26 protein-coding genes are annotated in these 24198 nt (G+C 41.7%); 21 read left to right on the top strand and 5 right to left on the bottom strand.

Features of this window, described 5'->3' with window-relative positions:
* Positions 1–216: 216 nt before the first annotated feature.
* The 6 genes from ACXADT_RS16890 (at position 217) to ACXADT_RS16865 (ending at position 6372) form a co-directional block, all read left to right on the top strand.
* Positions 217–807 (top strand): putative periplasmic lipoprotein, encoded by a 591-nt coding sequence (locus ACXADT_RS16890; RefSeq protein ID WP_270181511.1) that lies wholly within the window; start codon positions 217–219, stop codon positions 805–807.
* A 122-nt stretch (positions 808–929) separates the two neighbouring features.
* Positions 930–1460, top strand: coding sequence for a DUF420 domain-containing protein (locus tag ACXADT_RS16885; protein ID WP_270181512.1), 531 nt, complete (start codon positions 930–932; stop codon positions 1458–1460).
* Positions 1461–1882: 422 nt separating this feature from the next.
* Positions 1883–2590 carry a purine-nucleoside phosphorylase gene (gene deoD / locus ACXADT_RS16880; RefSeq protein ID WP_270181513.1) on the top strand — a complete coding sequence of 236 codons (708 nt, stop codon included), beginning with the start codon at positions 1883–1885 and terminating at the stop codon, positions 2588–2590.
* 117 nt (positions 2591–2707) lie between these two features.
* Complete coding sequence (locus tag ACXADT_RS16875; protein WP_270181514.1) at positions 2708–4159, top strand: spore germination protein; 1452 nt, start codon at positions 2708–2710, stop codon at positions 4157–4159.
* Positions 4160–4196: 37 nt separating this feature from the next.
* Positions 4197–5282 carry a GerAB/ArcD/ProY family transporter gene (locus ACXADT_RS16870; RefSeq protein ID WP_474831994.1) on the top strand — a complete coding sequence of 362 codons (1086 nt, stop codon included), beginning with the start codon at positions 4197–4199 and terminating at the stop codon, positions 5280–5282.
* Between the two features lies 1 nt (position 5283).
* Positions 5284–6372 carry a Ger(x)C family spore germination protein gene (locus tag ACXADT_RS16865; protein WP_474834563.1) on the top strand — a complete coding sequence of 363 codons (1089 nt, stop codon included), beginning with the start codon at positions 5284–5286 and terminating at the stop codon, positions 6370–6372.
* Here ACXADT_RS16865 and ACXADT_RS16860 read toward each other — a convergent pair whose 3' ends face one another.
* Positions 6373–6990, bottom strand: coding sequence for an NAD(P)-dependent oxidoreductase (locus ACXADT_RS16860; protein WP_474831992.1), 618 nt, complete (start codon positions 6988–6990; stop codon positions 6373–6375).
* A gap of 231 nt (positions 6991–7221) precedes the next feature.
* On the opposite strand from ACXADT_RS16860, the gene ACXADT_RS16855 reads away from it, so the two are divergent.
* Positions 7222–8406: an amidohydrolase gene (locus ACXADT_RS16855; RefSeq protein WP_474831990.1), complete on the top strand. Its 1185-nt coding sequence runs from the start codon at positions 7222–7224 to the stop codon at positions 8404–8406.
* Between the two features lie 30 nt (positions 8407–8436).
* Positions 8437–10287 (top strand): helix-turn-helix domain-containing protein, encoded by a 1851-nt coding sequence (locus ACXADT_RS16850; RefSeq protein WP_270181518.1) that lies wholly within the window; start codon positions 8437–8439, stop codon positions 10285–10287.
* On the opposite strand, the gene ACXADT_RS16845 is transcribed toward ACXADT_RS16850, so the two are convergent.
* Entirely contained in the window at positions 10278–10562 is a 285-nt protein-coding gene (locus ACXADT_RS16845) for a hypothetical protein (RefSeq protein WP_270181519.1), read from the bottom strand. The two genes, ACXADT_RS16850 and ACXADT_RS16845, sit on opposite strands and share 10 nt — an antisense overlap.
* A gap of 201 nt (positions 10563–10763) precedes the next feature.
* Between ACXADT_RS16845 and ACXADT_RS16840 the strand changes: the two genes are divergently transcribed.
* Positions 10764–12566: an ATP-binding protein gene (locus ACXADT_RS16840; protein WP_474831989.1), complete on the top strand. Its 1803-nt coding sequence runs from the start codon at positions 10764–10766 to the stop codon at positions 12564–12566.
* A gap of 98 nt (positions 12567–12664) precedes the next feature.
* On the opposite strand, the gene ACXADT_RS16835 is transcribed toward ACXADT_RS16840, so the two are convergent.
* Positions 12665–12901 carry a helix-turn-helix domain-containing protein gene (locus tag ACXADT_RS16835; protein WP_474831987.1) on the bottom strand — a complete coding sequence of 79 codons (237 nt, stop codon included), beginning with the start codon at positions 12899–12901 and terminating at the stop codon, positions 12665–12667.
* A 395-nt stretch (positions 12902–13296) separates the two neighbouring features.
* Here ACXADT_RS16835 and ACXADT_RS16830 point away from each other — a divergent pair, with 395 nt between their 5' ends.
* From ACXADT_RS16830 to ACXADT_RS16785, 10 genes are all read left to right on the top strand, one after another.
* Complete coding sequence (locus ACXADT_RS16830; RefSeq protein ID WP_270181522.1) at positions 13297–14220, top strand: metal ABC transporter solute-binding protein, Zn/Mn family; 924 nt, start codon at positions 13297–13299, stop codon at positions 14218–14220.
* Between the two features lie 30 nt (positions 14221–14250).
* Positions 14251–15003 carry a metal ABC transporter ATP-binding protein gene (locus ACXADT_RS16825; protein ID WP_474812510.1) on the top strand — a complete coding sequence of 251 codons (753 nt, stop codon included), beginning with the start codon at positions 14251–14253 and terminating at the stop codon, positions 15001–15003.
* Positions 15004–15018: 15 nt separating this feature from the next.
* A complete protein-coding gene (locus ACXADT_RS16820; RefSeq protein WP_474812508.1) occupies positions 15019–16350 on the top strand; it encodes a metal ABC transporter permease in 1332 nt (443 codons plus the stop codon).
* Between the two features lie 2 nt (positions 16351–16352).
* The gene (locus ACXADT_RS16815) at positions 16353–17237 is read left to right on the top strand and encodes a metal ABC transporter permease (protein ID WP_474831986.1); all 885 of its coding nucleotides are present in this window, start codon (positions 16353–16355) and stop codon (positions 17235–17237) included.
* Between the two features lie 242 nt (positions 17238–17479).
* Positions 17480–18322 carry a DUF1206 domain-containing protein gene (locus ACXADT_RS16810; protein WP_474831984.1) on the top strand — a complete coding sequence of 281 codons (843 nt, stop codon included), beginning with the start codon at positions 17480–17482 and terminating at the stop codon, positions 18320–18322.
* A 4-nt stretch (positions 18323–18326) separates the two neighbouring features.
* Positions 18327–18659 carry a thioredoxin family protein gene (locus ACXADT_RS16805; RefSeq protein ID WP_474812505.1) on the top strand — a complete coding sequence of 111 codons (333 nt, stop codon included), beginning with the start codon at positions 18327–18329 and terminating at the stop codon, positions 18657–18659.
* A 254-nt stretch (positions 18660–18913) separates the two neighbouring features.
* The gene (locus tag ACXADT_RS16800; RefSeq protein WP_474831983.1) at positions 18914–19060 is read left to right on the top strand and encodes a hypothetical protein; all 147 of its coding nucleotides are present in this window, start codon (positions 18914–18916) and stop codon (positions 19058–19060) included.
* A 17-nt stretch (positions 19061–19077) separates the two neighbouring features.
* A complete protein-coding gene (locus ACXADT_RS16795) occupies positions 19078–19992 on the top strand; it encodes an aldolase/citrate lyase/malate synthase family protein (protein ID WP_474831982.1) in 915 nt (304 codons plus the stop codon).
* Positions 19993–20013: 21 nt separating this feature from the next.
* Positions 20014–21288: an isocitrate lyase gene (gene aceA, locus ACXADT_RS16790; protein WP_270181530.1), complete on the top strand. Its 1275-nt coding sequence runs from the start codon at positions 20014–20016 to the stop codon at positions 21286–21288.
* Between the two features lie 101 nt (positions 21289–21389).
* Positions 21390–22570 (top strand): IS3 family transposase gene (locus tag ACXADT_RS16785; RefSeq protein WP_474831670.1). Its coding sequence is split into 2 segments (ribosomal slippage): positions 21390–21681 and positions 21681–22570, totalling 1182 coding nucleotides; the frame shifts between segments, so codons are not numbered across the junction.
* Between the two features lie 56 nt (positions 22571–22626).
* Here ACXADT_RS16785 and ACXADT_RS16780 read toward each other — a convergent pair.
* Together ACXADT_RS16780 and ACXADT_RS16775 are read right to left on the bottom strand one after the other, a co-directional pair.
* Complete coding sequence (locus tag ACXADT_RS16780) at positions 22627–22851, bottom strand: hypothetical protein (RefSeq protein WP_474831980.1); 225 nt, start codon at positions 22849–22851, stop codon at positions 22627–22629.
* A 39-nt stretch (positions 22852–22890) separates the two neighbouring features.
* Entirely contained in the window at positions 22891–23364 is a 474-nt protein-coding gene (locus ACXADT_RS16775; RefSeq protein ID WP_474812500.1) for a glycine/sarcosine/betaine reductase selenoprotein B family protein, read from the bottom strand.
* Between the two features lie 171 nt (positions 23365–23535).
* Here ACXADT_RS16775 and ACXADT_RS16770 point away from each other — a divergent pair, with 171 nt between their 5' ends.
* Both ACXADT_RS16770 and ACXADT_RS16765 read left to right on the top strand, forming a co-directional pair.
* Positions 23536–23739 carry a YuzI family membrane protein gene (locus ACXADT_RS16770; RefSeq protein ID WP_474814827.1) on the top strand — a complete coding sequence of 68 codons (204 nt, stop codon included), beginning with the start codon at positions 23536–23538 and terminating at the stop codon, positions 23737–23739.
* Positions 23740–23863: 124 nt separating this feature from the next.
* Positions 23864–24178, top strand: coding sequence for a hypothetical protein (locus tag ACXADT_RS16765; RefSeq protein ID WP_474831978.1), 315 nt, complete (start codon positions 23864–23866; stop codon positions 24176–24178).
* Positions 24179–24198 lie beyond the last annotated feature (20 nt).

Here is a 24198-nt window from a genome sequence, read left to right as displayed (position 1 = left end):
ATTTTATAGCTTTTTCCTACTAAAATCAAATTGTGAGATTGAGGATTACTCTCTAGTTACCCGTTTGAACCTATCATCATAGAGATGTAAGCGATGACAGAACGAATAAAATTTATTTGGAAAATTCCCGTCTTTTAGACGATATGAATGATTGTGGGCTCGAACGGCGAATATAGTTAACAACGAATCAGCTTAACAAAAGGGGGATGATTGACGATGCGTAAAGGAGTCATCTGTTTGTTCCTTGCAGTATTATTGGTAGGCTGTACGAACGGACACGTTGAGGAAAAGCCTGTGGAAGCAGAGAAACCTGTTAGTGTGATGGAGCGGTCGTACAACGTCCTTTCCGCAATAAAGAACGAAGAAATGGAGGCACTTTCGAACGTCGTTCATCCGACGAAAGGATTGCTGTTCTCACCTTATACGACGATCGACAAGAAGAGAGCACAAGTCTTCATGAAAGGCCAGGTCGAAAAGCTCTTGGAGTTTGAAAAACAGTTTGAGTGGGGTGTGAGTGCTGGGAAAGGAGATCCGATTCGGTTGACCCCACGTGAGTATTTTGATCAATATGTATATGATGTTGAATTTCTAGAAACAGATTTTGTAACGCAAGACGGGATGTACAAACAGACAAACAGTGTCGAGAACATCCATGAAGCATTCCCGGAAAGTACGTATGTGGAATATTTTGTTCCCGGATCTGAAGAGTATGAAGGGATGGACTGGAAAAGTCTCAAACTCGTTTTTAGCGATTATGAAGGTGAGCCGCACTTAGTCGCGATCGTTCACGATCAATGGACGCCGTAATGTGAACAAAACGTGAATGGAGAGGAAAATATCTTTCTACAGTTGACTGCAAGTAGTTGCTCAATAAGGTAAACTTTCTTATCCTTAGTATGTACATCTCAGTGATAAGGAGTAGAATCCCAATGAATGAAGTAAAACAACGTAACTATACACCATGGATCGTAGGGCTATCGATCGCTGTCAACGTGCTCGTTGTCGTTCTGTTTTTACTACCAGAATACAACGGTGAAGTAGGATTTGATATTACGATCCTTCCATTATTAAACGCGATTTTAAATAGCTTCACGTTTGTGTTTTTACTAGCTGCCCTGATTTTTATTTTACAGAAAAACGTGAAAGTGCATCGACGCTTTATCTTTGCTGCCTTTACGACGACGGCATTATTTTTACTATCCTATGTGACGTATCACGGTTTATCTGAATCGACTTCGTTCGGTGGAGAAGGAATCATCCGTTCGATCTATTTCTTCATTCTCATCAGTCATATCATTCTTGCTGCAGCGATCGTGCCGCTGGCGCTGATCACAGTAGCGCGTGGTTTGAACATGCAAGTCGAGAAACATCGTAAGATCGCACGGTGGACCATGCCGATCTGGCTGTATGTCAGCCTGACTGGTGTGATCGTGTACTTGATGATCTCTCCGTATTATTAAAAAGCGCTGACTCGAGCGCTTTTTTTGTTTGGGAGAGGGTGGTCGAGGCGGTTTAGCCGATAAAAGTGGAATATCGCTGATAAGTATGTGATTTTCGCTGATATATTTGAAAAATCGCCGATATAATGAATTTTTCGCTGATATCCAGTTGCATTTCGCTGATATCTGCTAATCCGCATTTCCAATACATCGCCTCAGCGCAACTGATTGTCCAAACCGCACACGTTATTAGCTAAATTCAAGATTTATTAGCTAAAATCGCTTTTTATTGTCCAAACTTCAAATTTTATTGGCGGAAACTACCCAAAATCCGCATACCATTCTGTAAAATATGGAAACGTAACAAAAGGCGATTCATACTGGATTGTCTTGTCATCTTATGCTACTTTTGATAGTGAATGAAACTCAAGGAGGAAACACAAATGAGCGTACATATTGGAGCAAAACAAGGCGATATCGCTGAAACGATTTTACTACCAGGAGATCCACTTAGAGCAAAATTCATCGCAGAGACGTTTCTTGACGATGTGGTTTGTTTTAATGAAGTAAGAGGAATGCTCGGGTTTACGGGTACATACAAAGGCGAACGAGTTTCTGTAATGGGAACAGGAATGGGTGTACCGTCGATCTCGATTTACGTAAACGAATTGATCCAGAGCTATGGCGTTAAAAATCTTATCCGTGTTGGGACTTGCGGTGCGTTGAAGAAGGAAGTAAACGTGAGAGACGTCATCCTAGCGATGAGTGCAACGACTGATTCTGGCGTGAACCGTCTTCAGTTCGACGGCATGGACTTTGCACCGACTGCAGATTTCAACCTACTGAAGAATGCGTATGACGCTGCAGCAGAAAAAGAAATGAGCGTACATGTTGGGAATGTGTTCACGAGTGATTCATTCTATCGTGACAACCCAGAGATCTTCCAGAAGTTATCTGATTATCAAGTGCTAGGTGTAGAGATGGAAACTTCTGCTCTTTACACGATCGCAGCGAAATACGGCGTGAACGCACTTACTGTATTGACGGTAAGCGACCATATCGTGACAGGAGAAGAAACAACTTCTGAAGAACGTCAAACGACGTTCAAAGATATGATGGTCATTGCGCTTGAAGCATCGTTAAAAAAATAATACATCGTAAGAGGCTGTCCAAACGACAGCCTCTTTTTTTTATGGCTCACAAAGTCCAACGCATATTCTTATTGTTTAGCGTCATGCTAAGAAGAGCTAACAGTTGGAGGATTCGTTATGGTTAGAAGGTCGATAAAGCGAAGAAGAAAATTACAAGAATCAGAAGAAAAGGATCTTACCAATGAAGCAACTCTTCTAGAGCAAATTGAGCATCAGTTTGAAGGATGTGCAGATCTCTCTAAGAGGTTTTTGCCTGATTTACAGCTGCATCTATTTTATTTTCAACATTTACTTGATGACGAGATGTTTCAAACAGAATTGTTAAAACCTCTTTATCAGGTTAGAGAAGATGAGATGTTGACCGTCTTTAATCGCTTTACATACATGGCTTCCGACGACATACATGAGATCACTCAAAAGATTTTAAACGGTTATGCCGGTATCTTGTTTCAAGACAAGGTGTATTTGATCGATCTCTACGGTCCAAAAGAGAGAAGCATTGAACCGTCTGAGACTGAGGGAACGATAAACGGCCCACATGATGCATTTGTCGAAAGTAGTTCAACGAACCTCTCCCTGATTAGAAGAAGATTGAAGAGTTCAGATTTAAAGGCTTTGGATGTTTCTGTTGGGGAAGTTACGAACGGGACGGTTACCTTACTCTATATTCAAGGAATCGCGAACGAGGAGCTCGTCGAGAGACTTAAAACTCGTGTTCAGTCGATCAAGATCGATGGTGTGTATGATTCTCATATGCTTTCACAGTTAATTGAAGATCATCCATACTCGCTCTTTCCTCAACATGTGTTAAACGAAAAGCCGGATTCAGTAACGGCTGAGCTCGTTGAGGGGAAGGTCGCCATACTTTTTGATGGCAGTCCGTCTGTCATCATCACGCCGTCTACGTTTTTTGATTTTTTCCAAGCTGGTGATGATTACTACCAGCGCTGGCTTACAGGTTCAGCGACAAGACTATTACGTTTTGCAGCATTTCTTATCACCATTTTATTAACTGCTCTATACGTATCAGTCACAACGTATCAATATGAAATGATACCTGAATCTCTTCTGCAGACACTCGTTGAGTCACGGAGTCGCGTACCGTTTGCACCGATTTATGAAGCGCTGATGATGGAGATCACCCTTGAACTTCTTAGGGAAGCTGGAGCGAGATTACCTACGAAAATCGGACAGACGATCGGAATCGTAGGGGGTATCGTGATCGGACAAGCAGCTGTACAAGCTGGTTTTACGAGTAACGTTCTTATTATTGTAGTTGCAAGTTCAGCGATCTCCTCTTTTGTCATTCCGAGCTATGTGATGAGTGCAAGTATTCGGTTAACGAGGTTTGGTTTAATTATTCTTGCTGGAATTCTTGGGAATTTTGGGATTATGGTCGGACTTACTGTTCTAATCATCCATATTTGTGGGTTAACTAGTGCTGGTGCTCCTTATACTGCACCTCTATCTCCTTTTTTTAAAAAGGACTGGAGAGACTTTTTGATCAGAGCTCCTTTTTCTTCTATGAAAACGAAGCCGACGATTTCAAAGAGCTCACAAAAACGATGAGTGTATAACGAAACGCATAGGGAACTGAGGGATGAGTATGTCTGAAAAGATTGCTCCTTTTCATCTAGCTATCTTAATCTATATGATCCAATCGGGAGTAACGCTTACAAAACTACCTCGTTTGCTTGCTGTTGATTTTGGAACGAATGGATGGATCATGGTCATCCTCGTTTCATTCGTTGCGTGTTGTAACATCTTTCTAATCGGTCTTGTGAATCGAATTGGTGAAGGGAAGGACCTGTTCGATATCATGGAAGCGCTGATTCCTCGAGGTGTTATGGCACCTTTTTATCTTCTACTCGCATTTATCTATTCCGTGTTAGTCATTCTCATCGGAAAAGATTATGTTGTGATCACACAGGTGCTTTCATTCCAAAATACAAACGCATATTACTTTATCATCATCATGCTGCTTCTAGTCATTTATCTAGTAAGTAAAGACGTGTATACCATTACAAAGGTGACTACTGTGTTTTTTGTTTTTACGGTTTGGATGACATTACTTATGTTCTATCACTTTCCATATATGTCTTTTACAAGAATGACGCCATTCTTTTTAGCAGAAGGAGAGAACTTTCTCTTAGGATTTATCAATCTCTTCACAGCATTTCTTGGTTTTGAACTTGTGGTCTTCCTCTTTCCTTATATCGATCGGTCGAAGAAAAAGTGGTTTCGAAGTGTTTATATCGGAAATATGATCACAACCTTCATTTATTTAGCGATATCGATCGTCTCCTATATGTTCTTTTCACTTGAGCAGCTAAAGTTAACGAGTTTTCCCGTCCTAAACTTAATTGCTTTCATAGAAATAGAGTTGATCGAGCGAATAGAAAGCTTTATCTTTACGCTGTTTTTGATGAAAATTGTGGTGTCGATCGTGATGTATATTTGGGTTGCAAAACTCCTATTTAAGAGAGCTCTCCCAGTCGTTCCGGATAAATGGGTAACCCTCATTCTTATTTTCTCAGGACTAGCCATTACCTTTAATGCAAACTTGGAGTATGAGATAGGAGAGTGGTTGAATATATTTGGCCTGATAGGAGCTAGCATCGCAATAGCATTACCTCTCATCTTGCTTACAGTGTTAGGCATTCTGAAAATAAGGAGGAGAAATCGTGCGTAAAATGAGCTGTGTGGTTACCCTTGCCTTCATACTGCTAACAGGTTGTAATGACCAAAAAATCATCGAACAACTTGGGATCGTTAGTTTAATCAGTTATGACGATATTAGTGAATCGGAAGAGCACAAGATGAAAGTAACGGCTGTGATTCCTGATTACTCCATCGAAGCAACATCAGAACAAGAAATACTTGAGGCAGAAGCAAGCCTTATGAAAGAAGCTGAAGAGAAATTGGCGAATCAGACGCGCCAAAAATTAGTGAATGGGCAAATTCGTTCTGTGATATTCGGAGAAGAATTAGCATCTAAGGGAATTAAGGATATCATTCAAGCGATGGAAAGGGAGCAAGAAATAGGTTCACGTGTGAAGGCGATGGTTGCAGAGGGCGAAGCTGTAGCCATCTTAAAGTCAACAGGTGTTGAAAACATCGGTGATTATATGGAAAAAATGATTAAGAAAGCTGCCGAGGAATATTTAGTTCCTAATTCAGACATCCACATTTTTTACAGAGATCTCCTCGATGATGGGATTGACCCTGTAACGCCTTTAATAGGACTGACAGAGGGGAGAGCTAATCTAAAGGGTACAGCGTTATTTAAGGACGATCGGTATGTAGGCAGTTTGAATTCAGAGTTATCTCGAATCTTCTTAACACTATACGGCAAAGTGAATTCGAGTGAGTTAACGGTGAAGATGCCAGACGGAGAGCATATGCGCTATATTAACTTTAACTATAATGAAAGTGATCGAGACGTTAAGGTGAAGAAGAAGGGAAAGGACATCACTGGAATCGAGATTAAGATCGATTTAAAAGGCTCGGTCCTTGAAGATACAAAAGAGGGCGTGATCTCCTCTCCTGAAGAAAGTAAAAAGATTGAAAAGCTAACAGAAGACTATATCACACAGAATGGAGAAAAAGTTCTTTCCATTTTAAAAGAGAATCGCACAGACAGCCTTGGGTTAAAGCAGTATGTGCGAAATTCATTATCCTTTAAGGAATGGAAAGCGTTAGATAAAGACAGTATCCTTCAAACGACACCGATCACGTTATCGGTCGATGTGAAAGTGAAGGACACTGGAATGATGCAATGATCAGTAGCAAATGCCAACTCGCTTATGAAGATGGTTTCTTTCAAAGAGTTCTTTGTAAACAAAGTCCGCAGTATCTCCTACAGTAATTTTCTTGCCGTCTTCAGGTAAAACATCTTGTTCCGTACGGTAATGTCCAAGAGCTTCACCGTCAGGTAAGTAAGTTGGACAAATAATCGTCCAGTCTAGGTCCGTTTCTTTTAATGCTTCGTAGACGCTCCGGTGTTCTTCAGCTGCTCTCGTCGTTTTCCTTTTTGATTCTGGTGATTCATATCGGAACAGCTCCGGGTTTGTCCGGCTATTCAGTATTCCTGCTGTTCCAACAGTAACGATCCTCGTAATATCATGCCTCTTCATCGTATCGATGATGAGCGGAGCGCTTTCAGATAACGTTGTTGTCTTATCTGTACTAAGAGCACTAACGATTACGTCAGCATTACGTGCAGCTTCATCGAGTTTCGATGCATCGAGCACATCACCTTCGATAATCGTAAGCCCTTCCTTCATTTGTAGCCTCTCTTTAGAACGGACGAGGACGGTCACATCATGTCCGTCTTCGACTGCTGATCTTAGTACGTGACTTCCGACTCTCCCAGTGCTACCTAATAGTAAAATATGCATCGTATAAACCTCCTTGTACTCTTCCATTATTTTAGAAAAGTTCCATTATGATTGCAATGCAACCGACTTCCCGTAACAAACGACGCGCATCGTTCGAATCGTTATGGTAAACTGTTAGAAAATTTGCGATTTTAACAGAAAATTATTGTAATTAGCCTTTTTTTACCAGTCTTTTTTGTTAAACTACTCATAAGTCTAATCAACTTTGAACACAGGAGAGGGGTTAACGACATGAAGGAAACGTTACATAACAGACTCGAAGAACTATACCCAGATATGGTGTCACTCAGAAGAGATCTTCACCAGCATCCAGAACTTTCATTCGAAGAAATTCGAACTCCTGAATTGATCGCATCCTTTTACGAAAGTCTCGGGATGGAAGTGCGAACCAAAGTAGGAGGAAGAGGGGTCGTGGCGACGCTGAAAGGAAGAGAACCCGGAAAAACCGTCGCGCTTCGAGCAGATTTCGATGCTCTTCCGATTCATGATCAAAAAGAAGTTCCGTATAAGTCTACGGTTCCAGGCGTCATGCACGCTTGTGGACACGATGGCCACACCTCAACATTGCTTTATTTAGCCCAAGCGTTTTATGAGCAGAGAGAGAACCTGACAGGAACGATCGTTTTCATCCATCAGTTTGCTGAAGAGCTTGCACCAGGCGGAGCAAAACCGATGATAGAAGACGGTTGCCTCGACGGAGTAGATGCTTTATTTGGAACGCACCTTTGGTCTGGATTTCCTACAGGCACGATCGCTTACAGAGCGGGCGAACTGATGGCAGCAGCAGACTCATTTGAAATCGTCATAAAAGGTAAAGGTGGCCATGGCGGTATTCCGCATGAGGCGATCGATTCCATCGTCATCGCGAGTCAGCTCGTCGGAAGTCTACAGCAAATCGTCAGCCGTTCGATCGACCCTTCTAAAACAGCAGTCCTTTCTGTTGGGTCATTTCATGCTGGCTCTGCTTACAACGTCATATCTGAATCGGCTACGTTAACAGGGACTGTTCGAACCTTTGATATGGAAGTGCGTGAAGACATCGTAAAAAGAATGGAAAGAATGATCAAAGCAGCTTGTGACGCAGTTGGAGCCGACTATTCCTTCACATATAAAAGAGGGTATCCTCCTGTCGTTACTCATGAAGAGGAAACAAAGCTGCTCGCATCAGTTGCAGAAAAGATTGATGATGTGAACGAAACGATTGAAACAGACGCATTGATGGTAGGGGAAGATGTATCATACTACTTACAGCAAGTCCCAGGCACATTCTTTTTAACTGGAGCAAGAAGTGAAGAAATAAATGCCGTTTATCCGCATCATCATCCGATGTTCGATATCGATGAGAAAGCGATGCTGATCGCAGCGAAAACGCTTTGTGATGTTACATTAAAATATTTAGAGAAGACTCATAGATAGAGAGAGTTTACACGGATTGGGAGTGGACGTATGTCGAAAGGGTTACTAAACAATGAAGCTGAACTAAGTAAACGTCAACTTCATCTACTCATGGAAGTTTCCACGATTTTAAATTCATCTTTAAATTTTTACTCTGTTATACAGTCGGTGATTGAAGAGGCAGTTTCTGCGATCGATGCCGCTGAAGGAGGCATTCTTTTTCTGTTAGACGAAAACGAGGAGGGGCTGAAAGTCGCTGCTTCAACAGGGTTCAATAAAACGAGCCTGAATGAAGTCGTTTTGTATCCTGGAGAATCGATGACGGGGCTTTCGTTTGAAAGAAAGAAGACAATGCATTTTCCTACGAGTGAAAAAGCAGCCGAGGCGATGAGCACGATGACCTCACGTAATAAGGAGCTGTATCATGAGTCGGCAATCCGCTTACCGATGAGTACAGTTTGTGTTCCGATCAAGAAAGAATCTTCTTGTACAGGTGTGATCGTACTCGATAATTTTAATGAGATGAAGCAGTTTGAAGAGGAGGATATCAAGCTCGTTGAAGCGATCTCTTCACAAGCTGCAATCGCTATTGAAAATGCAGGGCTTTATGAAAATAAAAAAGCTTCGATCGAGAAATTAAAGACGTTTAATAAAACAGTCGTTGAACAAAACGAAAATCTATCAAAATCGGTTGAAACGCATCAATCTCTCTCTGATTTTGGGATGGAAGAGAACTCTTTTCAGAATATCTGTACCTTCCTAGCAAATTCAATCGACCGTCCAGTCGTGTTGTTTAGTGCTTTTGGAGATGTTCAAGCAACGAGCATAGAGGAGTTTCCTCACGTTGAAGAAATAAGGGAAGCCATTCATTGTAATATACGTTCTACTGAGAGAAGCATTGGAAAGAGTATGTTCCACGGAGACGGCTTTATGCTGTTCGCTTTAGGAAGGTTAACGTTTCCAACAGGCTATCTAGCGATCTTATCGAACGGCACTCAACTAACAAGGTTTGAACACTCTGCTATTTGGCATTCTTGTACCGTTGCTGGATTGCAGTTAATGAAGAAAGAAGGGGATGAGAAGGAAAAGCATCGGCTTACGAATGAGCTATTGATCAACATGATGTCAGTCGAAGGTGAGGATGCTGATGTTGACTATCTTGCCACGCGACTACATACGAGTGAAGACGGCTTATATACGATCTCACTTATCGATCTTCCTAAGGAAACGGGTCCAGATAAGGAAGAGTGGTTGAGGCAGTGTGTTCATGCTGCGATTCAGTATTCTATTTCTCAATCTCAATGTAAAAACATCCACGTTACGGAGTGGGGAAGGCAAATCGTTCTGCTCTTCTATTTTGACAAGGAGATAGAGCGTCACGATGCAATAGAGAAAGTCGACACTTTTGTTAAAAAGCTAACATCGCTACTGAACACAGTGATCGATGACCCGCAATACAGAATCGGAATAGGAAAAACTGTTAAAGGAATGCAGCAGCTGTTTGAAACGTTTAAAGAAGCCAAGAAAACCGTACTGTTTTTACGAAGGTTCGCCTTTGAGGGAAGTGTTGCTTCATATGCAGATATCGGAGCACTAAGGTTGTTGCTGAACAATAATGAAAAAGAGCTTTCCGATTACACCCTCGACTATCTAAGTCCACTATTGACGTACGAGAAACGTAGGAAAGGCGACCTTTTTCATACACTCTTCATCTATCTTTCTACTGGACAGGATTTAAGAAGAGCATCTGAATTACTTCATATCCACGTCAATACGATGAACTATCGCATACAAAGAATACAAGAAATCTTATCTGTTGATTTTAACTCACCTGGGGATTTATTAAATATTCAGGTCGCATGCAACATCTATAAATACCTTTATGATGTGAATCAATCTTGATCAGGTTCTAAGAATGGACGAAGTTTTCTAATGTATCTTCTAATATCAAACAATAGCTTCGTCTGCGTTTTTTTATCGCTTGTAAATGAGCGAACGTGTGAAATCGAAGGAAAGGCACCATGTTCATTGAAGCGGACTGGTAGGACAGCTTGTTTGAGCAAATCTCCTGATTTGCGATCGATCAACTCTACTTCTACCTCCGCTTCAAGCGTGCCTGGTATATGATAGTTTTCGAGTCGTATGACTCTCTGTACTTTGAATAGTAGTTGATCCATGAGAAGCCTCCTCTTCTATGATGGTACTGTTATTATAAAACACTCAAGAAGTCGTGCCTATAAATGGATGCGCTGCTTTGAGAAATTTAGGATATTTTGCTGAAAGATGGAAGGGTATTACAAAGAAATGTCTAATAGATTACATAACAATTCTATTTTTACATTGTGTTGCAATCATCCACAATTTGAGCGGGGTATTCTATGGGGAATTTCACCTATACATTTCACTTCTTTATTGTTGCACTGTCTATCTTCATGGTGGTGAGCTATGCCTATACGGCATTCGACTTTCATGAGCGATCATTAAATGCTACTTACAGAGCGAAGAGGCTATGGGTGATCGGAAGTTCGATTACGCTTGGTTCTGGTATTTGGATTCTTTATTATATAGGCTTGCATGGGTACTCGAGCAATATTACATCACAGTTCGATACACCGCGTTTCATTATGCTTTCTTTTATGCTACCGTTGCTCGGTTCGATCGCGACGTTTTTTTTACTTTCATTAAAGCTCGGTCGTTTTATTACTGTTTTGTTGTGCAGTATCTCTTTAACGATGACTTTGCTAGCTCTTCAGCTTTTGAGCTCTGTTTTTATTCTAGGCATATCTTATAGTTTAGGGAACGTCTGGCAATTGGTCGTGACTGCTTTTATTGCTTTATTTTCATCGTTTAGTAGCTTTTGGATCGTATACGGTATGAGGAATGAAAAGCGTCAGTTTATTAATAACTTAGTCGGTGCTCTAGTAATAGGGTTAGGGATCGCATCTGTTCATTACTTCTCGATTTCTTATGCTTCTTCATCAACATCGTTTAACCTTGAAAACTACAGTGAAAACTCTATGATGCAATATCTTGTTTTAACTGCTGTTTTTATCGTAACGGTCCTTCTTCTAATTAGTGTCGTTAGAGATCGAAAGTTAGCATTAAAGACAGCTCAGCTGCGGGAAAGTGAACGACGCTATCTTTCTCTTGTAGAAAACAACCCAGATGGCATCATGCTCGTTGATCTTGAGGGAATGATCATCAACATCAATCCTGCTTTAGAGAAAATATCGGGCTATAATTTAAAAGAGGCTACAAATCTCAACTGTTATAACATCCTTTCAGGTGAAACGAAAAAAAGAACTATGAAGTGCTTTATAGAAGTAAAGAGAGGAGTTTCACAAAAATGTGAGTCAGCGATCCTGCACAAGATGGGACACTCTGTCAAAGTTAGATTGATAATGATTCCTCATGTGATCGATGCTAGCATTAAAGGGGTTATCGTCATTGTAGAAGATATCACTGAGATAAAAGAAACAGAAGAGCTTCTCAGAAAATCAGAGAAATTAACTGCAGTAGGTGAATTAGCTGCTGGTGTAGGACATGAGATTCGTAATCCACTCACATCGTTAAAAGGTTTTGCAAACATCCTTTCAACTTCTACGACAGACGTGAAGTCGAAAGAGTTTTTACAGATCATGCTCTCTGAGATCGATCGGATCAATGTGATCGTTAGTGAGTTCATGCTCCTCGCTAGGCCTCACGATAAAGAGTTCGCTCGAAGTGACCTGATCTCACTCCTAAGGCATGTGGTTACATTGCTAAAAACACAAGCGATTTTAAATGACGTTGTGATTCGAACGCATTACGAATTTGATCGTCTCCTGATCACATGTGAAGAGAACCAGATCAAACAAGTATTTGTTAACCTTATTAAGAATGCGATCGAGGCGATGCCTGATGGCGGAATCATCACGGTGAAGGTTTTGCTGAATGAGGAGAACGAAGCGTTAGTTAGTATAACAGATCAAGGTGTGGGGATTTCAGATGAACAGCTGAAACGGATCGGTGAACCGTTCTACACGTTGAAGGAAAACGGTACGGGTCTAGGGATGATGGTAAGCTTCAACATCATCGAGAATCATGGTGGTACGCTTCAGCTGACAAGTAGTGAGGGAAAAGGAACCACTGTCGAAGTCGTCTTGCCTTCTGTTGAAGAAAATCTAATCATAGTCAATTAAAGCGCTGACAGTTGTCAGCGCTTTTCCTATTGTAGAAACATATTACTTTTTTTATTATTTGACCAAAAATCGGTTCCAGGGCGTAACGCTTGTGCGATCTAACTTCCATTTTTCGTCGGCTGCTCGAGATGCGGATGATCAAATCCTTTGAATTCTGAAGCGGGAATATCTAAAGCGGTCGAAATTTTTAAAAGCGTTTGCCCGTCAGGAGATTTGCGGTTTTCTTCAATCGCCTTCATCACACCTTTTCCAATGCGGACTTTCACGGCAAGCTCTTCAATCGTTATCCCTTTTTCAAGTCTATGTCTTCGGATAATTTCAGATAATCCATTCATTTTCTCTTCCTCCTATCAAATTTTTATTGCGGGCATTTGCCTATCGAGTAGCAGTTTATAGTGCTATTGTATAGACTGATTTGAAAGAAAACTGTGACATTCATCACGCATATGATTCTAAACGGCTATAAAATGAATAAAATAATGTTGACAAAGATGGCAGAACGCGATAGTTTTGTACTAAGGAAACATTTGTGTGTGAATGCATAGTGTGATAAAAAGTTGAAAGTCATAACTGACTTCCTTTTTTTTAACCAAGTTTTGCCCGGGGGAAACAAATATAAACGTGGCCAAGATTACTTGTCACAAATGCACCAAGCCACCTTTTTTTCCGCTATGCACAATATCACAACCGAAGAATACTATTTTAACTAATCGAAAGTGAGGAACAAATCATGAAGAAATTTATAGGACTATTTCTAGGGGCGGTACTTGCGGTCGTTCTTTCAGCTTGTGGCAGCACAGATGCAGGGAGCGAGAACGAAAAGATCGTTGTTACAACTACGATCGGTCAGATTGCAGATATCGTTGAAAATGTAGGTGGAGAGCACGTAGAAGTGGATGGACTAATGGGACCAGGTATTGACCCTCACTTATACAATGCTTCACAGGGAGACATCAATAAACTTTCAAAAGCTGATATTATCTTTTACAACGGTCTTCATCTTGAAGGAAAGATGGGAGACATCTTCGCAAAGATGAAGAAAGATAAGCCAACATATCCGATTGCTGAAGCCATTCCGGAAGAAAAACTTCTTCAAGATCAAGCTGACGCATCTGCAATCGATCCACACGTTTGGTTTAACATCGATCTATGGAAATATGCAGTTGAAGAAGTGCGCGATGGTTTGATCGAATACGATCCTGAGAATAAAGAAGAATATATGAAGAATACGGAAGCTTATATTAAGGAATTAGAAGAAGTACAGGCAGAAGCTCAGGAGAAGATCAACGAGATTCCTGAAGAAAGCCGCGTGCTAGTAACTGCACACGATGCATTTCAGTATTTCGGTCAGGCATATGGAATGGAAGTAAAAGGGCTTCAAGGACTAAGCACGGATTCAGAATACGGCTTGCGCGATGTGCAAGACCTTGTGAACGTTCTTGTTGACAGAAACATTAAAGCAGTATTTATCGAGACGAGTATCTCAGAACGCTCGATCAATGCAGTAGTCGAAGGTGCAAAAGAAAAGGGTCACGATGTGAAAATTGGCGGTGAATTGTTCTCAGATGCAATGGGAGAAAAGGGAACGCCAGAAGGTACGTACACAGGAATGTACCGACACAACATCGATACGATCACGAATTCGTTAAAATAAGGATGTAAGAAGTCGAAAGGAGTTTCAGGAATGAATCCCGTTGATATATCTAACGTAACAGTTGCATATGACAGAAAGCCAGTTCTTCAGGAAGTGACATTCAATGTCCCTGAAGGAAAGCTTATTGGAATCGTAGGTCCTAACGGTGCAGGCAAATCTACATTGATCAAAGCCATCTTAGGGCTGGTTCCAACAGCTTCTGGCACTGTTCAGATATACGGCAAACCCTACAAGGCACAGAGAAAACTCGTTGGATACGTTCCTCAAAGAGGCTCTGTCGATTGGGATTTTCCAACGAATGCGCTTGATGTCGTTCTGATGGGGAGATATGGCCACATCGGATGGTTTAAGAGACCTGGTAAGAAGGATACTAAAATCGCGATGCAGGCACTCGATAAAGTTGGAATGAAAGAGTATGCGGATAGACAGATCAGCCAGCTTTCAGGTGGACAGCAACAGCGCGTGTTTCTTGCAAGAGCTCTCGCTCAAGATGCAACCGTTTATTTTATGGATGAACCGTTCGTTGGGGTAGATGCTGCTACAGAAAAAGCGATCATCGCGCTATTGAACGAGTTGAAAGCCCAGGGTAAAACGGTGTTGGTGGTCCATCACGACCTCCAAACAGTCAAAGAATATTTTGATTGGACCCTACTATTGAATAAAAGGCAGGTAGCACTTGGACCGACTGAAGAAGTGTTTACGATCGATAATTTACAGAAAACGTACGGAGGAAGACTTGCGTTTCTAGATCAGCAAGTGAATCAACCGTTCGTTCAACAGTGATAAGGAGGACCGGCAATGTGGAATGAGATACTCCTGACTCTACAGGATGCTAATACACAATGGGTCCTCTTTGGATCCATACTTCTCGGTATAGCGAGCGGCGTGCTCGGTAGTTTTGCGCTGCTTCGTAAACAAAGCTTGATCGGAGATGCGATGGCCCACGCGGCATTGCCGGGGATCTGTATCGCTTTTCTCCTATACGGTACGAAGTCGATCGGTTGGTTTCTTATTGGTGCCGCGCTATCAGGTTTGTTAGCGACCTATTTCATCCAATCGATCATCCATCATTCAAGAATCAAAGAAGACACGGCGATCGGTCTAGTGCTCTCCGTGTTCTTTGGTTTTGGTATCGTACTTTTAACAAAAATTGCACAATCGGAAAACGGAAATCAAAGTGGTCTAGATGATTTTATTTTTGGGCAGGCGGCATCATTAGTTGGAAATGATGTAAAGGTCATCTCTAGTGTCGCAATTGTACTACTGATCATCACGTATCTCTTGTTTAAAGAACTAAAACTGTTTACGTTCGACCGTCAATTCGCAAAAGGAATCGGATTACCGACAGGGCTGTTGAACGCTCTATTGATGACGTTGATCGTTAGTGCTGTTGTAATCGGTCTTCAAGCAGTAGGTGTTATCTTGATGGCTGCGATGCTGATTACGCCAGCAATATCCGCTCGCTATTGGACGGATCGTCTTGATCGCATGGTTATCATTGCAGGAGGAATCGGAGCGCTATCAGGAACTCTCGGCACGATTTTGAGTTCGATGGCGAATAGTCTTCCGACTGGTCCAGTCATCGTCATTGCTGCGACATTGATGTTTCTTTTTTCACTCGTCTTCGCTCCAAAACGCGGTTTAGTTTCAAAAGGTGTGAAGCTATATAAACTACGTAAGGAGGTCGCTCGTGAAACGGTTCTCCAAACGCTGTATGATTTAACGGAGTCGACAACCACGAGCGGTGGAGAAATCGAATTTACACCGCAAGCGATTGCTGAACGCAGACCGATGAGTGATCGAAAACTTCAAGCGAATCTTTTATCACTTGAAAAAGAAGGCTTGGTTGTTAATTCGGGAGACAAATGGAAATTAACATCTAACGGTGCGGTAGAGAGCTATGAAATCACATTAAACAATCGATTGTTCGAAACGTACTTGATGTATGAAATGAAGTTCGCACATCTTCAACTAGCCGCAAACGATTCATGGAATTATAAAGAACTTCCAGCGGAAACGTTAAACGAACTTAAGGGATACATGGCAGTTCACGACCGAACGCCAAAATTAGATCCAGAGTTATTTGCGACTTTTGGAAATCATGATGAGCAGAAAAGGGAGGTGAACTGATCATGAGCTATGGCGCATGGATTATCCTAACAGGCTCACTCGTAGGAGTATCGTGTGGAATCGTTGGTTGTTTTCTAATATTGAGGAAGATGGCGATGTTAGCTGATGCGATCAGTCACACCGTCTTATTAGGAATCGTACTTGCATACCTTGTAAGTCACTCCCTCGAAGGAATATATATGCTTGTAGGGGCTGGAATAATCGGACTTTTGACGGCCTTCTTAGTACAGGTCCTCGATACGTCTGGCGTTCAATCTGATGCAGCGATCGGCGTTGTGTTCACATCGTTGTTTGCTCTTGGAGTTATCTTATTATCAGCTTTTGCAGGAAAAGTTCATCTTGACGTCAACCATGCATTGATGGGTGAAATTACATTCATTCCATGGGATACGTTAACGATCAATGGAATGGATCTTGGACCATCTGCTGTATGGATGCTTGGTTTTGTCCTGATACTGAACCTTATCTTAATCTTTTTCTTTTATAAGGAAATTAAGATCAGCTCATTCGACCCTGCTATGGCAACAGCGATCGGGATTCCGGTCATCTTCATCCACTACCTTTTGATGTCGATGGTATCCATTACGACGGTAGCATCTTTCGATAGTGTTGGTGCGATCTTAGTTGTTGCGATGTTGGTCGTACCTGGTGCCACCGCGTACTTGTTAACAGATCGATTGATCATCATGCTTTGTATCAGTGCTGTAATCGGGGTCGCTTCTGCAGTCGGAGGCTATTACGCGGCGCTTGCATGGAACATTTCGATTTCAGGTTCTATGGCTTCGATCGCTGGTTTGATCTTTGGTCTTACGTTTATTTTATCTCCGAAACATGGACTCTTAGGTAAGGTGCTTGCTAGAAGGTCGATATCTACACAGCACTCATAATCCATTTAACGCGATAAATTATAGAAGAAATGATTCGAAACTATATGAAAATTTAGAGACTTATAGTATAGTAAGTTCATATCGATAGACTGTACCCACGGGTCTATCTCCTCAATTGAAGGGCCATCCTAACGAATGCTGGATTCGTTAGGATGGCTATTTCTTTTTTTATTTTTAGATTGAAATGAAATTTCACAGGGAATATACCTGTGGAATGGAATTGATTGAGAGGAGAAATAGAGATGGATGTAGGTACAGAATCAAGAGTGAAGGCTCAGCAAGCAAAAAACGATGTAAAGCCCTGGATCAGAGGACTGGCAAGGATGGGCTATATTGCAAAAGGCGTTGTGTATTTGATTATTGGTGTTCTGGCCTTTCAAGCCGCAATTGGTACGGGAGGAAAAACGACTGATTCGAAGGGAGCTTTCGCAGCGGTCGCCTCAAAACCGTTTGGAGAAGCACTTCTTTGGGTCTTAGCTGTTGGATTGCTTGGGTATGCGATGTGGAAGTGTATTCAAGGCATTAAAGATCCTGAGAAAAAGGGAAATGGGACGAAGGAATTCTTCTTACGCGTTGGATTTGTCGGAAGTGGGATCGTTCATGTATTTTTAGCCTACAACGCTGTTCAGATCATCTCAAGAGCTGGGAGTTCTTCTTCTGGCGGAAAACAGTCATGGTCTGCTATGTTATTAAGTAAGCCTTTTGGACAATGGATCATCGCATTAATTGGCGTTGGATTCATCATATTCGGCATTTCTCAAGTTGTTCGAGCATATAAGAAGTCGTTTATGAAGAGTTTAAAAAATCACAATATGCATGACCAGGAACAGTGGTGGGGCAAGCGCTTCGGTCAATTTGGCTTGAGTGCTCGAGGTGTTGTATTCGCTTTGATGGGAATCTTCTTTATTCAAACAGCGATCACAGCAGATCCTGATAAAACAAAAGGACTCGATGGCGCCCTTTCAGAATTGTCGCAGCAGCCATATGGTACAGTTCTTTTAGCTATTGTTGCTCTCGGTTTCATCGCATATGGATTATTTATGTTTGTAAAGGCGAAGAATAGGAGAGTAACCGTTTCTTCATAGGTAGGTGGAATGTTTGAAAGAGATTTCGTTGAAAGATGCACAAGTAGCGATACAGGATGAAACATTGTTCTTTTTATACCTGTATGGAACGAACTGTTCAGTTTGCCATGCATTACTACCACAGGTAGAAGAAGTGATGAAGCAGTATCCAGAAATACAGTGTGGAAAATTAAACGTACATGAGGTTCCTGAAGCGGCAGGTGAGTTCTCCGTGTTTACGATCCCTGTTCTCCTCTTATATGTGGAGGGAAAAGAAACGATCCGAGAAGCACGATTTGTTAACATGGATTCCTTTGCTTCAAGTATCGAGAGAATCACGACTCTTATAAAAGGTTAAGGCTTTCCTGGTTCACAGCTAGGAGGGAAGTTCTGTATCATAACACGAAAATAAGAAAACAGCGCACAGCATCCCGCAGGATGCTGTGCTTTTCTGTGTTATCACACAAAAATCACTCGATAAACTCTGTGAAATTTGGGTGTTTATAATATTTTTTATTTTTCTGAAAAATAGGTTGAACCTTTTTGTTTTATTGTTATATAATACTAACATATTAAGTTAGTTGTACTATAACAGATAGGAGGAAGTAAATAATGAATTGTTATACGTGTTCTGGAAATGGTGAACTTTCTTGTCCTCATTGTCACGGTAAGGAAAGAACGGCTGAACACTGCAAGCATTGTCGCGGAGAAGGCTGTGTTGGATGCCACCGCTGCAGTGGCAACGGACGTTTGGATTAATTGAAAGGGGGCTACAAATGGGAACGGTGAATGTAAAAACTGTATCACTAACACGGTCAGATGAAGAAGCAAAGTTCCTATCGAGGCTCATTCATACATTCGATGTAGAACGCTCCCAGATACATGAGCCAAGAAACAGCGGATTGAACACAAACGTAAATCGTATCGACAGCAACTGGCACGTTAAGCCGGTGAGAAAAGATCTGCAAGATCAAAGAGTCGGTTTGATCGTAAGACATCATTCAGAAATGAAGAGATGCCTTGAATCGAGGGCGAAGGTGATTACGGTCGACTTTTTAGACTCATCAGATCGTCATTCCTCATTTAGCTATATTCAAAGCTCTATCGAAGAAGCAACGAGAAGCAGGAGCCAAATTCCAGCGATAATGTACGATGTAAAAGCAAACGAAAAGGAATCGGTCTTAATCGTTGGAAAGTACTTGTTTCAAAATGCTGAAGCCTTATTACATAGGCGGTCAGCACCATATTTTTCACTAAGAGGGATTGCTTCTTGTGAGATGGCGAGGGTATGGAGAAAGCTTTTCTCCTTCGCTGAAGCTGAACTATCACTTATAAGAGGTACTGTCAAAGTGGCGGTTGAAATTGACGCTGTGAATTATACCGACTGCGAACACATTCTTTATGAGTTTAAAGACCATTGTGCTGGTCTTAGGGTGGTGACTGATGATCGACACGTTGATAGCGAGATCGTACAAAACACCATTGCGATCGGCCATGCGCGAGGTACTCATGTCATCGCACTTAAAGAGCGAACGTTCACCGAGAAAGCAGCCGAATCAGAAGCGATAACTGGATTTGACGGAATTAGTATTAGCAATCATACAGCCATCGAAAGTATGGTAACCATTTGGAATCATATTATGCCAGAAGCAAATCAGTTATGGAAGAAACGAAAAGGAATCACTTGTTAACTTACATTAGGGGAGGAATTAATGATGAATGAAGGAAAAAAGTTACTGGATAGCTGGAAATCAGACCGTTTTACAGGTGTTGAGCGACCGTACTCACCTGAAGACGTAATGAAGTTAAGAGGATCGGTTCAGATCGAATATACATTAGCACGTAGAGGTGCTGAAAGGCTCTGGAAATCCATAAACGAAGAAGACTTTGTGAATGCGCTCGGTGCATTGACAGGAAATCAAGCCGTTCAACAAGTAAAAGCGGGCTTGAAGGCTATATACTTAAGCGGATGGCAGGTAGCTGCTGACGCAAACGTTTCAGGGCAAATGTATCCCGATCAAAGTCTATATCCAGTGAACAGCGTGCCGCAAGTTGTAAAACGAATCAACCAGGCTCTTCAAAGAGCAGATCAAATTGAGCATTCAGAAGGTAGCTTTAATCGTGATTGGTTTGTTCCGATCGTAGCAGATGCTGAAGCTGGATTCGGTGGTGCACTGAATGTATTTGAACTGATGAAGTCCATGATTGAAGCAGGTGCTGCAGGTGTTCACTTCGAAGATCAGCTATCTTCAGAGAAAAAGTGTGGGCACCTCGGAGGGAAAGTGCTGCTTCCAACGCAGCAAGCTGTGCGGAACCTTATCTCCGCAAGACTAGCGGCTGACGTGATGGGTGTACCAACCGTGATCATCGCTAGAACAGATGCGAACGCTGCTAACTTGATCACAAGCGATGTAGACGGCTATGACCGAGAGTTTTTAACAGGCGAACGAACACCGGAAGGCTTCTTTTACACGAAGGCTGGACTCGATCAAGCGATCGCTCGAGGGCTTGCATACGCACCTTATGCTGATTTGATCTGGTGTGAAACATCTGAACCAAACCTTGAAGAAGCGAAACGATTTGCAGAAGCGATTCATGAGAAATTCCCTGGAAAACTTCTTGCATACAATTGTTCTCCATCGTTCAACTGGAAGAAGAAGCTTGATGACGAAACCATTGCGAAATTCCAAAAAGAATTAGGGAAGATGGGCTATAAGTTCCAGTTTGTAACACTTGCTGGTTTCCACGCGCTTAACCACAGCATGTTCGAGCTTGCTCGGGATTACAAAGATCATGGAATGGCTGCCTATTCGAGGCTTCAACAAGCTGAGTTTGCAAGCGAAGCGGATGGCTACACTGCGACAAGGCATCAAAGGGAAGTAGGGACTGGTTACTTTGATGCGGTTTCTCAAGTGATTACAGGAGGAACTTCTTCCACGACAGCTCTCAAAGGGTCAACAGAAGAAGAACAGTTTTCGACGAATTAAAGTAAAAACCGGCTGATTGATATTATCCCCTTTAAGTAGACATTCAAAAAAACCTCCATGATATGGTGGAGGAAAGGATGATACTTGGAGGGGATTTTTCTATGGCTAAAAAAGGACAAACGTTTCAACAGTATACAGACGATTTTAAACATAATGCCGTGATGAAATACATTAACGGTTCCCAAAGTTATAAAGCTCTAGCGGAAGAATTGGGAATAAAGAATTGTACACAACTTAAAGTGTGGGTCAAGAAGTGGAAGAATGGTGAGCCGTTTGATATTCGAAGTCGCAGTGGAGAAAATCCTATGTATGGTAGGCCGCGTACAAACTTTAACACAATTGAAGAAGAGAGAGATTACCTGAAAGCGCAGGTGGATTACTTAAAAAAGCAGTATCAAAATCTCGAAAAGGAGGAAAAATCACGCAAAAAATAAAGTATGAAACCGTGGAAGGCTTAAGGGGCAAAGCACCTGTCACTTGGTTATTAGAGATTGCTTCCCTCCAACCATCAAGTTATTACAAATGGAGAGCCAGTCAAGCAAAGCGAGATGAAAAGGCCAATCAAGATCATGACATCCAAATGCATATGATGGGGATTCATTTTCTTCACCCGGAAACAGGTTATCCTACCATGACACGTTTATTAAAAGAAAGTGGTTACCACATTAACCACAAAAAAGTGTATCGCTTGATGACAGAAATGGGCATTCAATCGGTAATCCGTAAAAAAAGAAAAAGGCATGGATACACCCCGTCTGTCGTCTATCCAAATAGGTTAAAACGCAACTTTAAAGCCAAGGGAACGAATCAGAAAATGGTGACGGACATTACTTATGTGTCAGATGGTAAACGATTCTATTACTTATCGGTGATCCAAGATTTATTCAACAATGAGATCGTAAGTTGGCAGCTTTCTAAACGAAACGATTTAAAACTTGTATTAGATACAGTAGCCCAATGGACAAAGAAAAAAGACGTAACTGAAGCCGTTCTCCATTCGGATCAAGGCTTTCAGTATACGTCTAAGGCATACAACATACGAATAGAAGAATATGGCGTTAAGGGCAGCCACTCTCGCAAAGGAAACTGCCTAGATAACGCCTGTATTGAGTCCTTCTTTTCGCATCTCAAAACAGAGAAGTTGTATATCGAACAGTGTAAAACAGAAAATGAGATCAGACAAGCAATCGAGGATTACATCTACCACTATAACTACAGACGTTTCCAAAAGAAATTAAAACAACGCGCGCCGATTGAATATCGACACGCGTTGGCAGCGTAGTTTTTTTATACTGTCTACTTGACAGGGGTAAAACCAGATTTCAGCCGGTTTTTTCGTTACTTGAACTTTATGTTAGACTCCACGATCGTTCCGCCTTCAGTTACCTCTTTCAAGCAATCGAGTGCTTTATGAAGAACCTGTTGTTGTTGTTCTTTATTACCAGGTTGTCCTACAGCACTACCAAAAGGAAATCTGCTATATAGCGTGCGGGGGATGTTCACATAGTCTGCAATTTCTTTTGACATCGAGAGTGTAACGGTTGGAATTCCGTGTTCTTCCAATATGCGAGCGACCAGACCGGCCGACTGTTGGCAAATTGGTCAGGAAGGAACCAACAATGCGAAATCAACGTTTTGCTGAAGTAGTTTTTGTGCTACTTCAGGTGCAGTAACCTGTTTTAGTGGATGAGGAGTTGGGATATAGCCCATAAAACTATAGTGGGTATCTGCGAGTCCCCCAATTCTTCCTTCCTCCACCAGTTCGTTCATTCTTTCGAGCGGGAAGAGGACGTTAGGGTCCTGCCTCACGTTCGTTTGGTCATAATGTTCATGAGAGAAAGATAGATCTTTATTCGGTGTTGTTGCAGGTATTTCTCGGTAAGAAGGATCACCTAATCCGAAATGATCGGTAAAAGGTGTTTGTCCTTTTACATAAACCCCACCTGTTGTGATGATAGCACCTTTTGCATTACTTAGATCTTTTGTAAAAGGTGTGAAAGGTGTAGTTTCGTTCTTTTCGTATCGAAACGATGGAACCCAGTTTTGTCTTACTGCTTGTTCAACTTTTTCGATCAACTTTTTCTCCTCCTTTCGTATGTAATATCCCCATTCCGTTTTATCATTTATGCCAACAGATGAAAAGATATATGCTCTAACACTCATAATTAGAAGGACAAGTTAATATGATGGGTAATAAAAACGTTGGGAGGGACAGGCAGGAATGAAAAAGACGTTTGCCTATGTGACATGATCTTTCGTTTTTTCATTTTTCTAGTTGGCTTTGGTCTCTCTGTCGCAGGTGGCGTTACTTTAATACTCGAACTAAACTTTATTATCATCGGTCACACTGTTTTAGAATATTTACAATATGTATCAAGACGACCTGAGATGTTTTTATTCGCTTCTGGAATCATTGTGATTTGGGTAAGTGTATATTGGCCTAAGTTTTAATGTGTGAAATCCCAATATCTCCGCTAATGTCCCTTTCATAATCGAGCACTTTCCATAACCTATACTGTAGGCAATCGAACGGTAATGGAAAGGGAGATGACATGTGAGGTATATGGGACATCATATGAATTGTTATGATCCGCGTCTACACACGAGATACAATCATCAAATGAGACAGTTTGGCCTTGGATATCCTTTTCTCGGCGGTTTGGCAGGTGGGCTTGCTGGAGGATTTATCGGAAGTGCCATAGCACCCGGATACGGCTATCCTGGTCCAAGGCCTCCTTATTACGGTGGAGGTTATGGCTATCCACCGTATGGATATCAAAACTACCCAGGACAATATGGAGCAGGCTACCAAAGCGGGGGCTACCCAGGTAGTTACGGAGGATATGGAAGTCAGTATAGTTCACCATACTGGCAAGGTTCTTATAGATAAGTAAAGAAGCAAAGACGCTG

The organism is Anaerobacillus sp. ABR4_321, from assembly GCF_056158505.1.
The sequence above is the reverse complement of the archived record's forward strand: the minus strand, read 5'-3'. Positions and strand labels throughout refer to the sequence as shown.

What these genes read in the sequence shown, in the direction of transcription:
- ACXADT_RS16850 (WP_270181518.1), top strand. Translation starts at nt 8,437, where the DNA reads ATGTCGAAAGGGTTACTAAACAATGAAGCTGAACTAAGTAAACGTCAA.
- ACXADT_RS16870 (WP_474831994.1), top strand. Translation starts at nt 4,197, where the DNA reads ATGTCTGAAAAGATTGCTCCTTTTCATCTAGCTATCTTAATCTATATG.
- ACXADT_RS16765 (WP_474831978.1), top strand. Translation starts at nt 23,864, where the DNA reads ATGAATTGTTATGATCCGCGTCTACACACGAGATACAATCATCAAATG.
- ACXADT_RS16865 (WP_474834563.1), top strand. Translation starts at nt 5,284, where the DNA reads ATGAGCTGTGTGGTTACCCTTGCCTTCATACTGCTAACAGGTTGTAAT.
- ACXADT_RS16770 (WP_474814827.1), top strand. Translation starts at nt 23,536, where the DNA reads ATGATCTTTCGTTTTTTCATTTTTCTAGTTGGCTTTGGTCTCTCTGTC.
- ACXADT_RS16795 (WP_474831982.1), top strand. Translation starts at nt 19,078, where the DNA reads ATGGGAACGGTGAATGTAAAAACTGTATCACTAACACGGTCAGATGAA.
- ACXADT_RS16830 (WP_270181522.1), top strand. Translation starts at nt 13,297, where the DNA reads ATGAAGAAATTTATAGGACTATTTCTAGGGGCGGTACTTGCGGTCGTT.
- aceA (WP_270181530.1), top strand. Translation starts at nt 20,014, where the DNA reads ATGATGAATGAAGGAAAAAAGTTACTGGATAGCTGGAAATCAGACCGT.
- ACXADT_RS16800 (WP_474831983.1), top strand. Translation starts at nt 18,914, where the DNA reads ATGAATTGTTATACGTGTTCTGGAAATGGTGAACTTTCTTGTCCTCAT.
- ACXADT_RS16860 (WP_474831992.1), bottom strand. Translation starts at nt 6,990, where the DNA reads ATGCATATTTTACTATTAGGTAGCACTGGGAGAGTCGGAAGTCACGTA.
- ACXADT_RS16890 (WP_270181511.1), top strand. Translation starts at nt 217, where the DNA reads ATGCGTAAAGGAGTCATCTGTTTGTTCCTTGCAGTATTATTGGTAGGC.
- deoD (WP_270181513.1), top strand. Translation starts at nt 1,883, where the DNA reads ATGAGCGTACATATTGGAGCAAAACAAGGCGATATCGCTGAAACGATT.
- ACXADT_RS16845 (WP_270181519.1), bottom strand. Translation starts at nt 10,562, where the DNA reads ATGGATCAACTACTATTCAAAGTACAGAGAGTCATACGACTCGAAAAC.
- ACXADT_RS16835 (WP_474831987.1), bottom strand. Translation starts at nt 12,901, where the DNA reads ATGAATGGATTATCTGAAATTATCCGAAGACATAGACTTGAAAAAGGG.
- ACXADT_RS16810 (WP_474831984.1), top strand. Translation starts at nt 17,480, where the DNA reads ATGGATGTAGGTACAGAATCAAGAGTGAAGGCTCAGCAAGCAAAAAAC.
- ACXADT_RS16815 (WP_474831986.1), top strand. Translation starts at nt 16,353, where the DNA reads ATGAGCTATGGCGCATGGATTATCCTAACAGGCTCACTCGTAGGAGTA.
- ACXADT_RS16855 (WP_474831990.1), top strand. Translation starts at nt 7,222, where the DNA reads ATGAAGGAAACGTTACATAACAGACTCGAAGAACTATACCCAGATATG.
- ACXADT_RS16840 (WP_474831989.1), top strand. Translation starts at nt 10,764, where the DNA reads ATGGGGAATTTCACCTATACATTTCACTTCTTTATTGTTGCACTGTCT.
- ACXADT_RS16825 (WP_474812510.1), top strand. Translation starts at nt 14,251, where the DNA reads ATGAATCCCGTTGATATATCTAACGTAACAGTTGCATATGACAGAAAG.
- ACXADT_RS16875 (WP_270181514.1), top strand. Translation starts at nt 2,708, where the DNA reads ATGGTTAGAAGGTCGATAAAGCGAAGAAGAAAATTACAAGAATCAGAA.
- ACXADT_RS16820 (WP_474812508.1), top strand. Translation starts at nt 15,019, where the DNA reads ATGTGGAATGAGATACTCCTGACTCTACAGGATGCTAATACACAATGG.
- ACXADT_RS16885 (WP_270181512.1), top strand. Translation starts at nt 930, where the DNA reads ATGAATGAAGTAAAACAACGTAACTATACACCATGGATCGTAGGGCTA.